The organism is Chryseobacterium sp. P1-3, assembly GCF_000738495.1.
Lineage (GTDB): Bacteria > Bacteroidota > Bacteroidia > Flavobacteriales > Weeksellaceae > Chryseobacterium > Chryseobacterium gallinarum.
Genome location: NZ_JPEQ01000010.1, coordinates 348,192 through 360,971, shown reverse-complemented (window position 1 = coordinate 360,971; position 12,780 = coordinate 348,192). Strand labels below are relative to the sequence as shown.

Annotated in this window: 10 protein-coding genes and 1 pseudogene; 2 read left to right on the top strand and 9 right to left on the bottom strand. The window is 38.5% G+C overall.

From position 1 onward, the window contains the following. Nucleotides 1-48 precede the first annotated feature (48 nt). Nucleotides 49-507, bottom strand: coding sequence for an Lrp/AsnC family transcriptional regulator (locus HX13_RS15915; protein WP_050021878.1), 459 nt, complete (start codon nt 505-507; stop codon nt 49-51). A gap of 99 nt (nt 508-606) precedes the next feature. On the opposite strand from HX13_RS15915, the gene HX13_RS15910 reads away from it, so the two are divergent. Further along, complete coding sequence (locus tag HX13_RS15910) at nt 607-1,488, top strand: DMT family transporter (RefSeq protein ID WP_050021877.1); 882 nt, start codon at nt 607-609, stop codon at nt 1,486-1,488. A gap of 129 nt (nt 1,489-1,617) precedes the next feature. On the opposite strand, the gene HX13_RS15905 is transcribed toward HX13_RS15910, so the two are convergent. The 4 genes and pseudogenes from HX13_RS15905 to HX13_RS15890 all read right to left on the bottom strand — a co-directional run bounded on the left by HX13_RS15905 (nt 1,618) and on the right by HX13_RS15890 (nt 4,778). Continuing rightward, nucleotides 1,618-1,962, bottom strand: coding sequence for a tetratricopeptide repeat protein (locus HX13_RS15905; protein WP_238555408.1), 345 nt, complete (start codon nt 1,960-1,962; stop codon nt 1,618-1,620). A 149-nt stretch (nt 1,963-2,111) separates the two neighbouring features. Beyond that, nucleotides 2,112-2,810 carry a peptide chain release factor H gene (gene prfH / locus HX13_RS15900; protein WP_050021876.1) on the bottom strand — a complete coding sequence of 233 codons (699 nt, stop codon included), beginning with the start codon at nt 2,808-2,810 and terminating at the stop codon, nt 2,112-2,114. Nucleotides 2,811-2,812: 2 nt separating this feature from the next. Beyond that, nucleotides 2,813-3,358: a hypothetical protein gene (locus tag HX13_RS15895; RefSeq protein ID WP_050021875.1), complete on the bottom strand. Its 546-nt coding sequence runs from the start codon at nt 3,356-3,358 to the stop codon at nt 2,813-2,815. Between the two features lie 27 nt (nt 3,359-3,385). After that, nucleotides 3,386-4,778 (bottom strand): annotated as a pseudogene (locus HX13_RS15890) (RtcB family protein). A gap of 680 nt (nt 4,779-5,458) precedes the next feature. Here HX13_RS15890 and HX13_RS15885 point away from each other — a divergent pair. Further along, nucleotides 5,459-6,319, top strand: a complete 861-nt coding sequence (locus HX13_RS15885) for a hypothetical protein (protein WP_050021874.1) — start codon at nt 5,459-5,461, stop codon at nt 6,317-6,319. Between the two features lie 49 nt (nt 6,320-6,368). On the opposite strand, the gene scpA is transcribed toward HX13_RS15885, so the two are convergent. The 4 genes from scpA to prfA all read right to left on the bottom strand — a co-directional run bounded on the left by scpA (nt 6,369) and on the right by prfA (nt 12,725). Then, nucleotides 6,369-8,501: a methylmalonyl-CoA mutase gene (gene scpA, locus HX13_RS15880; RefSeq protein WP_050021873.1), complete on the bottom strand. Its 2,133-nt coding sequence runs from the start codon at nt 8,499-8,501 to the stop codon at nt 6,369-6,371. A gap of 195 nt (nt 8,502-8,696) precedes the next feature. Then, nucleotides 8,697-10,799, bottom strand: a complete 2,103-nt coding sequence (locus tag HX13_RS15875) for a prolyl oligopeptidase family serine peptidase (RefSeq protein ID WP_050021872.1) — start codon at nt 10,797-10,799, stop codon at nt 8,697-8,699. 79 nt (nt 10,800-10,878) lie between these two features. Further along, nucleotides 10,879-11,556, bottom strand: a complete 678-nt coding sequence (locus HX13_RS15870) for a hypothetical protein (protein ID WP_050021871.1) — start codon at nt 11,554-11,556, stop codon at nt 10,879-10,881. Nucleotides 11,557-11,639: 83 nt separating this feature from the next. Further along, nucleotides 11,640-12,725, bottom strand: a complete 1,086-nt coding sequence (gene prfA / locus HX13_RS15865; protein WP_050021870.1) for a peptide chain release factor 1 — start codon at nt 12,723-12,725, stop codon at nt 11,640-11,642. Between the last annotated feature and the right edge of the window lie 55 nt (nt 12,726-12,780).

Sequence of the window (12,780 nt, the reverse complement as noted above, 5' to 3'; positions counted from 1 at the left end):
TGCCGATTGCAGCTTATGGGGTGTTCATATAGGAAGATAGTTTTATTGTTATGACTTAGGATTATTTTTGCCCAGTTCAACACAGTCCCTTTCTAAAGGAAAGGCCAGAATTCTAAAGGTAGAAGTATTCCCATGTTTGCTGAAGCGGGTAATGATTTCTTCCAGCTCGGAAACCTTTTTGGCTACCAAATGCACAATGAGGCAAAAATCTCCTGTGGATTTCATCACTTTAAGAATGCCGTTTATGTTTTCAATCTCCTTTAAAAAGGGAGGGATATCGCAATACGGAATATCAATTCCTATGATTACATTTTCGTTAAACCCTAGCTGTTCATAATCCAGATTAACAGTAAATGATTTTATAACCCTGGCTTCTTCCATCTTCCGGATTCTTTCTGCCACGGCAGGAGCAGTGAGACCAATTTTTCTTCCAATATCTGTGTTAGATAATCGGGAATTTTTCTGCAGTTCATTTAAAATGGCATAATGTAATTGATCTAGCTGCATAATTATTTAGAAATGAAAGTTTTTTTATTTAAATCTTTAGTTACAAAAGTAATGGGTTTTCTGCAAATACGGAGATTTGCAATATAAAAAAACAATCTGATGAAATCTAATATCAATATAATTTTGGCCTTTTTAGCGGTCATGAGCCTGGCTACCGGCGGAATTTTTGTAAAACTGAGCAGTTTACCTCCCATCAATACAGCTTTATACAGGATTTTATTTTCATTGGTTTTTCTGTTTCCATTTGTTTATAAGAAGATACGGGCTATTGATAAAAAATCATGGGTTATCATTTTGTTCAGCGGAATTTTCCTGGCGATAGATCTTATTCTCTGGAATACTTCTTTCCATTATACATCCGTAGCCAATGCCAATCTCTTCGTCAATCTGGTTCCTTTTACTACCGTTCCGTTATCTTATTTCTTATTTAAAGAAAAACCGGGAAAAAATTTCCTGATAGGTTTATCCGTTTCTGTCATAGGGATTATGGTCCTGATGTGGGGAAAGTTTAATATTTCCGGAAATGGCAGCTATAAAGGGGATCTTTTAGCTTTTTTAGCATCTGTTTTTTACGGATTATTCCTGCTAAGTGTGTATAAGGTAAGAGCAAAGGCAGATGCTGCTACTATTATGTTTATCAGCGGATTGGGATCTATTCCGGTATTGTTTCTTACGGCGGGAGTAATAGAAGGGATTATGATTCCACAGACTTCGAGGGAAATAGGGATTTTATTAGGACTTGCATTATGTTCTCAAATATTGGGACAGGGGTTATTAAGCTACTGTTTAGGGAAAATAAGCATTCTTCTTTCTTCAGTTATCATTCTCAGCCAGCCTGTATTTGCTGCCATCTATGCCTACTTTCTTTTCTCTGAAATATTGACAATTAAAGAAATCCTGGGAATTATTATTATCCTGACCGGTGTATACTATGCCAAAAAGCAGCCTGAACCATCTGTTACATCATGTCCACAAGTATGATAAAGTAAGAAAAAACACAAATTCAATATAGGAAGCTTATTATTTTATTTAAGCTGAAAAGAGAGACCTTTCCCTGGTCTCTCTTTATGTACAATATACAATCTATGGATAACCATCAGTTCTATACAGTTATTCAGCTACTTCTTCTTTTTTGCTTTCAGGCATTTTGTCGTGAATAAGTTTTTCTCTGTCCTCCAGGATATCCATCATGTTTCTGCAATAGCTGAATTTTCTGGCTTCCCTGATCTGTTCCAATGCAGTATCATAATCTCCTTTCCGTTCAAACAAAAGAGATTTCCCCAAAAGAATTTCTGCTTTGTCGATACCTTTCATCTTCAAAGCATAATTGATAAGTCTTTCGGCTTCCTCGTAATCTTCATTACTTAAAAGGCATTCAATGTAATATTTAGGAGTATTCACGTTTCCTATATTGCTTTGCATTGCTTCTTCGAAGTATTTTTTTTGCTGTTTCATAATCTTTCAGGACCTCTGAATGTATCCTACCCATCAGACACAAGCTATCTGCATCCTCTGGTTCATAGGAAAGGGCATAATTCAGGGCATCCAGGCAATCGGACATATTATAAGGAAAGTGTTCCAACGCTTCAAAATAGTATTTATTTTTAGTTAAGGTCATTGCTATCATTTTTTAATTCATGTTTAAGGATATTCCTTTGCTTTTTATAGGACTTATCCTGATAATTATTTTTAAAATCTGTTCCGGAAAATGTACGTACCGGGTTTCCACGCTGTACCTGCAGATGATTATTCCATGTTTCCTGCATTTTCTTTTCCAATTGCTGAATATGAAGTCCCATAACCTTTTCTTTTAACCTTATCACCGACAGTTTCTTATTCTCTAATTGTGAGCGTGTATCCTGCACAAATACAGACAGGCCTGTAGGAAGGTGTGTGGCACGGACTGCCGTATTTACTTTGTTCACATTCTGTCCTCCACTTCCCTGACTTCTTGTTGTCTGAAACCGGATATCTTTTTCATCAAACCGAACAGCATCTTCTATTTTCAGCTCAAAAATTCCTATAAACCAGTTACTTCTCTTATGCAGCTTTCTGAACATACTTTTCCCTGTCCAGCAAATACTTCCTACCCAGCTTTTAAGAAATTCAGCTGTATCTTTTCCTTTTAAAAGCAAGGTTATGGATTTCAATGCCAGGTTTTCATCACCGTTTTCACGGTGAATGATTTCATATTCTATTTTATTTTGTTTTACTTCTTCTAAAAAGGTTTTCAAAACCTTGGCGACCACCCACTGACATTCCAGGGGGCCTCTTCCGGAAGTGATCTGTATTAATTTTTCCATTACTATTGGGGTATTTTGCTCAATAAGGGATTTCCTACCGGATCTATACCCTTTTGTAATAATTCTTTTGCAGCCATTACTGCCCAACATTTGTCGCTGGAATGAATATTTCTGTAAAATGAAAGCAGAATATCCGGCCTTACCACAGTAAACCCATTGGCTTCAATAGTCTCGAGATCATTTCTTTCAAAGAAATCAATAGTAATCCTGTGAAATTTTCCTTCTTCCAGTTCCACTGTTTTCTCATACCTCCTGAAGTTTTCGTCACCCGGAAGGTGGTCATAGCGGGTCCAGACTTTCCGGAATCCTTGCTGCTGAAGGATCATAACCGTTTCAGCTACATTTTCTTTCTTTACAAAAACATCAATATCTTTATGATCATGAGCATGTTTATATTCGGTATGTCCGGGCTCTGACATACAATGCCATGCCCAGCCTCCTGATATAATAACTTTCTCTTTTAATTGTTCTAAAATTTCAAGCCCGGACCGGATTCTGAATTCCGGCCAGACTTCTCCATATCTCTTTGTATTATGAGGTGCTCCCATTGTTTTGTTTTCTTTAATTGAGACTGACTACCTGTCCATTCTCACAATTCTTGGCTGAAATGTTCCCAATATATCCACCAATTCACTTTGGGCATTCATGACTTCGTAAATATCTTTATAAGCCATTGGTGCTTCCTCAGCATTTCCGCCTATCAGTGTAACATTTTTCAGCTTTAATTCTTTTTTGATATCATTCTGGGTGAAAAGGCTTCTGCATTCTCCTCTTGAATGGGACCTTCCGGCACCATGTGAAGCAGATTTAAGAGAATTCGGGTTTCCTTTTCCACGGACGATAAATCCTTTAGCGGTCATAGACCCCGGGATCATTCCCAGTTCGTTTTCATCAGCCGGAGTTGCTCCTTTTCTGTGAACAATCACTTCTTTTCCGTTGTGAACTTCTTTCCATGCAAAATTGTGATGGTTTTCAATTCTTGCTTTCACTCTTCCTCCTACAGCTTTTATTAATCTCCTGTGAATATCATTATGGCACGCTGATGCATAATCTCCTGCGAGCGTCATTGCCGTCCAGTATTCTAGCCCCATATGGGAACTTAAATCCAGCCAGGCAAACTGCTGAGCTTCTTTGGGAAGGGGACACTGATCTGCCGCTACCCTGGAATAATACTGGGCAATTTCTGCCCCTAATCCTCTTGAGCCACTATGCGACAAAATACCCAGGTACTTTCCTGCAGGCAGCCCTATCTGTTCATCGACTTCCGTGATTTCCACTTCCCCGAATTCTACAAAATGGTTTCCGCCGCCTGATGTTCCCATCTGTTTAACAGCTTTTCCTTTTAGTCTTCTTAAAATCGGGATCAGATCAAATGTATCCCTATCAAAAAATTTCATGATCTACATGAGATTTATGGGTTTCATACATCCCGAATTTGGTGTGTTCAGCAAGGGCTTTTTCATATTTATCTCTCGCTCCGTCCAGATATGAAACAGGCGTATCCAGAATACTCAGGCTCATTCTACAGCCAATATCCATTCCTACTCCGTACGGAATCACTGCATTTTCTACAGCGAGAACACCTCCTATCGGAAGACCATAGCCACTGTGGGCGTCTGGCATTAAAGCTCCCTGAACTGATATTGGAAGTTTCAGTGCTGTGTACAGCTGGTTTTTTGCCTCTTCTGAGATAGTATTTCCAAAGACCTGAAAAGAAGCACGCTGTGCATTTAGCATTCTTTTTTCTGTTTTCTTCGATGAAAGCAGTGTTTCTGCAATCTGGCCAAAAGTCAGATCTTTTTCAAAGTTTTCCGGGTTCAGCAAAATTTCTTTCAAAAGCGATTTCACATACTGGATATTTTTGGTGGCAAAATTTCTCTTCATCACTTCCAAGGCGACATTGACGCTTTGGTTATTTGGATATCCGAGTTTTAATATATCTTTTCCTTTTAGTTTTAAATTTCCCATTGTTTCCTTTTTTACATTATTTGGACTTCTACGTCCTGAAAGCTTTCTGCAATCTCTCGCAGATATGGTGCAGGTAACGCATAAATGCATGTATACCTGTACGGCAATATTCTTATTGCTTCAAGAAATATTGCTTGAAAATCCACGGAATATTTATTTTATAATCAAAATTCATTATTCCGTTGATATTTTCTTGTTTATTATATCTTTTTAATCGTTCTTTTCTGCTTCTGACTTCTCATACGAAAAGACAGAATGATCATTTTTCATTTTCAGATACAGGATATCATACAGATCCAAAATTCCGGACGCACTCTCATTCAACTAAAAAACTAGTTGAATAAGTTAACAATGATGACCTCCATGAATTTTTTGAATTGTAAAATTCTATGATCTGATCCTTTATGACACTAAAGATTCGGGAAACTTAGTTTAAATATTGCGCAATAAAAAACCCGAAATCTCTACGACTTCGGGTGTTGATATTTCATTGTACTGTTATTCTATGAGTGTACCAAACCACGAAGCCTTACCACCATAAGGGGTAATCCAACTGTAGAATTCTGCTTTGTTCTGAACATTGCTTCGTTGTTTTTTTAATGGTTAAACTTGATTTACAGATGCAAATATAGAATTATTTTTTTCAATCTCCAATTCTTTTTAAATCTTATTTTTGTACTATGAAGAGTATACATAAAATTTTATTGGGCTTACTTCCACTGATTTTTGTTGGATGTAAGAAAGAAACTCCGGCAAAAGAAGAAGAAAAAATAAAGGTAACGGAAAAGGGCTGTTTTTCACCTTATTTTATGAAAAAGATTCTTAATTTACAAGAAATGAAGAGTCAGGCCAGAGTCCTTGATTCATTGACGAAAGGAAAGGGAAGCATTGGCTTTGTGGTAGACAGCTCAAAGGCTCACAATATTTGGAACTATTCTATTTCTGCGGGCTATAACGGCCCGGATCGTTTTGAAACCTATCATGTCTTCCATGCGTCAAGTGATCAGTGTAATACCTTAAAAATCCAGGAACCTGTTTCCGGAGAATATATTTCTATAGAGGAATGGAGAAAACGTAAAAGCGAGCCCTCTAAAATGGAATCTCTTCTGAAGCCCGGAAATTATAGTTTACCTCTTAAAAGCCTGCCACAAGCAGAAGTAAAATTCCAGAAAACAGATTTTTTGATAAAGGGTTCCCAGGAATACAGCTGCGGCAATCCTATATTCCGGTATTTCCCTTTAACCCGTTATAAAAATATTGAACTAATTCTTGTACCGATGGATTGCGGAGATTTTGAATACCGGTACTATCTCCTTACGGTACATGAAAACAAAATAGCCGGAGAGGCTTATGTGGAAGGCGTGTGGTTTGATCCCGGAAAAGATGACCAACTGGAAGAAGTCAGCAGCTATGAGATCAGTAAAAACGGTAAGATCACGGTAAAAACGGACCATACTTCCGATGGAAAGACTCAAAAAACCACCTATACGAATTATCAGATCATGGATGACGGTAAAATAAAGCACCTGTCTGACATATAAAATAAAGGCTGTTTCTTTTGGGAACAGCCTTTATTTGTATTTTTAAATTTTAAAGTCCGGATGACTGGGCTAACATTTTTTCTAAAATTTCTACGGCACATTTAGGTAGATTGGTTCCTGGGCCAAAGATAAAGTCCGCCCCGTTGGCATACAGGAACTCATAATCCTGTTGCGGAATTACACCTCCCACCACAATAGCAACGTCGTCTGCACCCAGCTTTTTAAGCTCTTCCACTACTTGTGGAACCAATGTTTTATGTCCTGCTGCCAGGGAGGATACTCCCAAGATGTGAATATCGTTTTCAACGGCCTGTTTAGCCACTTCTTCAGGAGTCTGAAATAAGGGAGCCACATCAACATCGAATCCCATATCTGCAAAGGCAGTAGCAACCACTTTAGCGCCTCTGTCATGACCATCCTGCCCCATTTTCGCCACCATCAGCCTTGGGCGGCGGCCTTCTTCTTCTTCAAATTTCTGAGTAAGGTGAAGGGCTTTTTCAAAATATTCGTTTTTACCGGCATTCATAGCGTATACACCAGAAATTGTTTTAATATTGGCCTTATATCTTCCAAAAGTTTCTTCCATGGCATCACTCATTTCGCCAAGGGTTACTCTTCTTCTTGCTGCTTCGATGCATAATGCAAGAAGATTTCCTTTTCCTGTTTTAGCACTTTCACGGATCTCACCAAGGATCTGCTCAACCGCTTCTGTATTCCTTTCAGCTTTGATTTTATTAAGTCTTTCAATCTGCTTTCTGCGAACTTCTGTATTGTCGATATCCAGAATTTCTATGGCATCCTGTTGTAATGATGTTTTGAATGAATTGACTCCAATGATGAATTCTTCTCCGCTATCAATTTTAGCCTGTTTTTTCGCTGCAGCCTCTTCAATCCTCATTTTAGGAATTCCGGCTTCTATGGCTTTGGTCATACCTCCTTCCTGCTCTACCTCATCAATATACCTCATCGCCTCTTCAATCATCTGCTGGGTAAGACTTTCTACCAGATTACTTCCACCCATCGGATCTACTACATCACAGATTCCGCTTTCCTGCTGAAGAATAATCTGGGTGTTTCTGGCAATTTTGGCTGAATAATCTGTAGGAAGCGCAATTGCTTCATCCAGCGCATTGGTATGTAAAGATTGTGTTCCTCCTAATGCCGAAGATAATGCCTCGATAGCAGTTCTGGTAATATTATTGAAAGGCTCCTGTTCTGTAAGGGACCAGCCTGAAGTTTGCGAATGGGTTCTTAATGCTAATGATTTTGCATTCTGAGGGTTAAACTGCTTTAAAAGATTGGCCCAGATATATCTTGCGGCACGCATTTTTGCAATTTCCATGAAGTGGTTCATGCCGATGGCCCAGAAGAAAGACAATCTGGGTGCAAAATCATCCACATTCATTCCGGCTTTAATCCCTGTCCTCACATATTCCAGGCCATCTGCAAGGGTATATGCCATTTCCAGTACCGGAGTGGCCCCTGCTTCCTGCATATGGTATCCTGAAATGGAAATTGAGTTGAATTTCGGGATATTCTGAGAAGTATATTCAAAAATATCCGCAATGATTTTCATAGAAGGTGCAGGCGGATAGATATAAGTATTTCTTACCATAAACTCTTTCAGAATATCATTCTGAATGGTACCTGAAAGCAATTCCTGTTTTACCCCCTGTTCTTCTGCGGCTACGATATAAAAAGACAAAATCGGGAGTACGGCTCCATTCATGGTCATGGAAACAGAAATCTGGTCCAGCGGGATTTCGTTGAAAAGAATTTTCATATCTTCAACGGAATCTATGGCAACTCCGGCTTTTCCTACATCTCCTACCACCCTTGCATGATCAGAGTCATATCCTCTGTGAGTGGCAAGGTCAAAGGCTACGGAAAGCCCTTTTTGCCCTGCTGCAAGGTTTCTCCTGTAGAACGCATTGGATTCTTCAGCGGTAGAAAAACCTGCATATTGACGGATTGTCCAGGGTTTTTGAACATACATTGTGGAATACGGTCCTCTCAGATAAGGCTCAATCCCCGGAGAAGTTTGTGTTAATGACTGATCTTTAACATCTTTTTTCTCATAGGAGGATTTAAGTTCCAATCCGTCTTTTTCAAAAGTATAGATTTCCCTTTCCTGAGGTAATACACTAAAATCCGGTTTTTTCACAGAAATTGTTTTTCGCATTCCAATAATTTTTGTCTCCGTAAAGTTAATTTTTTTTGAACGAAACATGAAACTCCTGTTAATATACTGTAGTTCTGGCTATTAGACAAGAAAAGACCGGACAATCTTCCGGTCTTTATGATTATATATTCTATGCCTCGTTTTTATAAACCTGGCAAGACACTCATTATATAGGATAGTATCCTGGTTTAAATATTAAAGTTTTATTCCCATTTCATACAAAGCAAATGATATAAGATCTGCATTTTCACTGATCACCTGATCTGTTGATCTTCCGGCACCATGTCCTGCGTTCTTTTCAATTCTCAGCAAAACAGGGTTTTTGCAAGCCTGTTTTTCCTGAAGTTCTGCTCCAAACTTGAACGAATGGGCAGGAACTACTCTGTCATCGTGATCACTGGTGATAATCATTGTGGATGGATAACATGTTCCGGCTTTTACATTATGTACCGGAGAGTAAGATTTAAGGTATTCGAACATTTCTTTACTGTCTTCAGCTGTTCCGTAATCATATGACCAGCCCGCCCCGGCTGTAAATTTATTGTATCTCAGCATATCCAGAACTCCTACTCCAGGGAAGGCCACTCTGGCAAGATCCGGACGCATTGTCATGGTTGCCCCTACCAATAGTCCTCCATTTGATCTTCCTGAGAGTGCCATATATTCTTTTGATGTATATCCTTTATTCTGTAGATATTCTCCGGCAGCAATGAAGTCCTCAAAAACATTTTTCTTCTGCTGTTTGGTTCCGGCATCATGCCATTTTTTACCATATTCACCTCCACCACGGATATTCGGAACTGCATAGATTCCTCCATTTTCCATCCAGATAGCATTGACTACAGAGAAAGAAGGCTGTAAGCTGATATTAAAACCTCCATATGAATATAAAATAGTCGGGTTCTTACCATCCAGTTTAGTTCCTTTTTTATAATTAATCATCATAGGCACTTTCGTACCGTCTTTTGAGGTATAAAATACCTGCTCCGAAATATAATCATCAGGATTAAATTTCACTTTTGGCTTCTGGTATACTTCAGATTTACCGGAATCTACATTGAATTTATAGGTTGTTCCCGGTGTAATATAATTACTGAAAGAATAGTAAACATCCTTTTCTTTTTCTTTTCCTCCGAAACCGGAAATATTACCTTTCCCGGGAAGTGTTATTTCTCTGACCAGTTTTCCTGTTTTATCGAACTGTTTTACCTGATCAATTGCATCAATCATATAAGTGGCAAAGAAATATCCTCCTCCGGAAGAGATTCCCAATACATTTTCTGTCTGCGGAATCACATCTTTCCAGGTTTCAGGGGCCGGATTACTTATCGTTGTTTTTACAAGACGCATATTCGGTGCATCTTTATCCGTGAAGATGAAAAGCTCATCTCCCTGTGTATCTACAATTCCTGCATTGATATCAAATCCTTTGGTAATCTGAACGAAATCTCCACCTTTTTTTAAATCTTTTATATACAATTCATTTCCATTGGTAGCATTCGCTGCGGAAATGATCAGGTATCTCTGATCTTCGGAGACCTCTGCACTCAGATATCTCCTCGGCGTTTTCTCGCCTCCGAAAATAAGTTTGTCCTCAGACTGTTTTGTTCCCAGTTTATGGAAATATACCTTATGTTTATCCGTCATTCCGGAAAGCACGGTTCCTTCTTTCGGTTTATCATAGCTTGAGTAATAAAACCCTTCGTCTCCCTGCCATGAAATTCCACTGAATTTTACATCCAATAAAGTATCGTCAATTTGTTTTCTGGTAACGGCATCAATAATGATAATTTTGTTCCAGTCGCTTCCTCCTTCAGAGATGGAATAGGCGGCAAGATTACCTTTTTTGTTGAAGGAGAGGTTGGAAAGGGAAGTCGTTCCTTTTTCTGAAAATTTATTAGGATCTAAAAAAACTTCTGTAACCTTTGTTTTGTTGTGGGTTCTATACAAAACAGACTGTGCCTGAAGACCATCATTTTTATAATAGTAAGTGTAATCTCCTTCTTTGAAAGGGGCAGAAATTTTTTCGTAATTCCATATTTCTTTCAATTGGTTTTTAATTTTGTCCCTGAAGGGAATTTTCGAAAGATAATTCTGGCTGTAGGCCACTTCTTCATCTACCCATTTTTTTGTAGCTTCGGAATCGTTTTCCAAATCCCTGTACGGGTCGGATACTGTGGTTCCGAAATAAGTATCTGTCTGATTTCCTTTTAATGCTTTAGGATAATTCATTTTCTGAGAATAAAAAGATGCTGAAAAAAGAACTCCAGCCGTTAATAACATCGGTTTAAAATTCATAGTAAACGGTTTTCTCAAAAATACATAAAGTATGTGACATAAAAAAAAGCCCCGGAAATCCGAAGCTTTAGTTATTGTATTATTCTTTTGATCCGAAACTGTCGAAGTAAAAATCGGTAAGGTTGGAAACAATCTCATCAGGACTTCCGTTCCAATAGTATATTTTCCCGCCTTCTTTCAGTTCATATAAACTAAACTGCTGATCGGTAGTTACTGTTTTATCTGCATTTTTAAACTCCTGGGCAGCCTGGGTCAGATACTGCTTAAGCACCTCAGGCTTTACTTTTTTGGTATCTCCTGTAGGCCCGGAAGTTAATTTTGAAGGAACTTTAAAGCTTACGGAATAAGTGACCTCAGCAATTTTCTCATTTTCAACATATTCGTTCGGAACTACTTTTACATTCTTAATCGTCAGTTTTCCCTGTTTGAAATTATTGAGCATTTCTCTGAAATAATCTTCTGCTTCCTTTTTACACGCTGAAGCTGTTGCTTTAGGAAAAGCCGCCAGGAAGTTATCCACACTGGTTTTCAGCATTTCTTCTGAAGTTTCTTTAAAATTAACCTGATAAGCATTCTGCCCTTCTACTGTAGGTCTCAGGTAGTCATTAAGTTTACCCAGCGCTGTTTCATCGTTGTTCACAAAGGTGCCAAAGAACATTTCAAATGCTTCCGCAGGTTTTTTTACCTCTGTCTGAGCCGAAAGATGTTGTCCTGCCATAGCCAACAACAGAAACAAAATAATTTTGTAGTTTTTCATAGTTTAATATTTAAGATTTTAATTAAGTAATCTAAAAAGAAAAGCCTCCGAAAATTCAGAGGCTATATTGTATTTTAAAACTTTTAGTAGTTTTCTTCTTCGCCCTTCATTTTCTCTGCATTTTCCGCCATAATTACCGCATCTATCATTTCAGAAATGTCTCCGTTCATGTATGCATCCAGATTATACATGGATTTGTTGATTCTATGATCTGTTACCCTTCCCTGCGGATAATTGTACGTTTTGATTTTTGCAGAACGGTCTCCCGTAGAAACCATTGTTTTTCTTTGAGCAGCAATATCTCCCTGTACTTCCTGCAATTTGATATCATATAATTTGGCACGAAGCATTTCCATTGCCAATTCGCGGTTAGCCAGCTGGGAACGGGCCTGCTGACAAACTACTACCAGCCCTGAAGGCTTGTGTGTCAGCTGAACTTTAGTTTCAACCTTGTTTACGTTCTGACCACCGGCACCTCCTGAACGGGAAGTCTGCATTTCAATATCAGCAGGATTGATTTCTACGTCTACTTCTTCAGCTTCAGGTAAAACCGCAACCGTAATGGCAGAGGTATGTACCCTTCCCTGGGATTCAGTTTCCGGCACACGCTGTACACGGTGTACACCTGATTCAAATTTCATGATTCCGTACACCCCTTCTCCTTCTACCTTCATGATCAGTTCCTTGTAACCTTTTGCAGCTTCGTTGGAATCTGTCACTTCATGTCTCCATCCTTTTGCTTTAAAGTACATGGTATACATCCTGTAGATATCTTCTACAAAAATTGCAGCTTCATCACCTCCTGTTCCCGCACGTAATTCCACGATAACGTTTTTATCATCTGCAGGATCTTTAGGAATCAACAATACTTTAAGTTCTTCTTCCAATCCCGGAATTCTGGATTGTGCTTCTAATTTTTCTTCTTTAGCAAGATCTACCAAGTCTCTATCTGAACCATCAGCAATAATTTCATCAGATTCTGCAATAGAATCCAAAGCTCCTTTGTACTGATCGTACACCCTAACAATTTTCCCTAAGTCACTATATTCTTTGTTCAAAGAAGAATATCTTTTTTGATCTGAAATGACATCAGGCTGTATAATAAGGTCTGCAACCTCATTATATCTTTGTTTTATAGCTTCTAATTTTGGAATTAATGATTTCGACATTGTAGAAATTTTGTGGGTGCAAAGATACGGATTATTAATTCAAAATTAAAATCCC

What these genes read in the sequence shown, in the direction of transcription:
- HX13_RS15915 (WP_050021878.1), bottom strand. Translation starts at nt 507, where the DNA reads ATGCAGCTAGATCAATTACATTATGCCATTTTAAATGAACTGCAGAAA.
- HX13_RS15910 (WP_050021877.1), top strand. Translation starts at nt 607, where the DNA reads ATGAAATCTAATATCAATATAATTTTGGCCTTTTTAGCGGTCATGAGC.
- HX13_RS15905 (WP_238555408.1), bottom strand. Translation starts at nt 1,962, where the DNA reads ATGAAACAGCAAAAAAAATACTTCGAAGAAGCAATGCAAAGCAATATA.
- prfH (WP_050021876.1), bottom strand. Translation starts at nt 2,810, where the DNA reads ATGGAAAAATTAATACAGATCACTTCCGGAAGAGGCCCCCTGGAATGT.
- HX13_RS15895 (WP_050021875.1), bottom strand. Translation starts at nt 3,358, where the DNA reads ATGGGAGCACCTCATAATACAAAGAGATATGGAGAAGTCTGGCCGGAA.
- HX13_RS15885 (WP_050021874.1), top strand. Translation starts at nt 5,459, where the DNA reads ATGAAGAGTATACATAAAATTTTATTGGGCTTACTTCCACTGATTTTT.
- scpA (WP_050021873.1), bottom strand. Translation starts at nt 8,501, where the DNA reads ATGCGAAAAACAATTTCTGTGAAAAAACCGGATTTTAGTGTATTACCT.
- HX13_RS15875 (WP_050021872.1), bottom strand. Translation starts at nt 10,799, where the DNA reads ATGAATTTTAAACCGATGTTATTAACGGCTGGAGTTCTTTTTTCAGCA.
- HX13_RS15870 (WP_050021871.1), bottom strand. Translation starts at nt 11,556, where the DNA reads ATGAAAAACTACAAAATTATTTTGTTTCTGTTGTTGGCTATGGCAGGA.
- prfA (WP_050021870.1), bottom strand. Translation starts at nt 12,725, where the DNA reads ATGTCGAAATCATTAATTCCAAAATTAGAAGCTATAAAACAAAGATAT.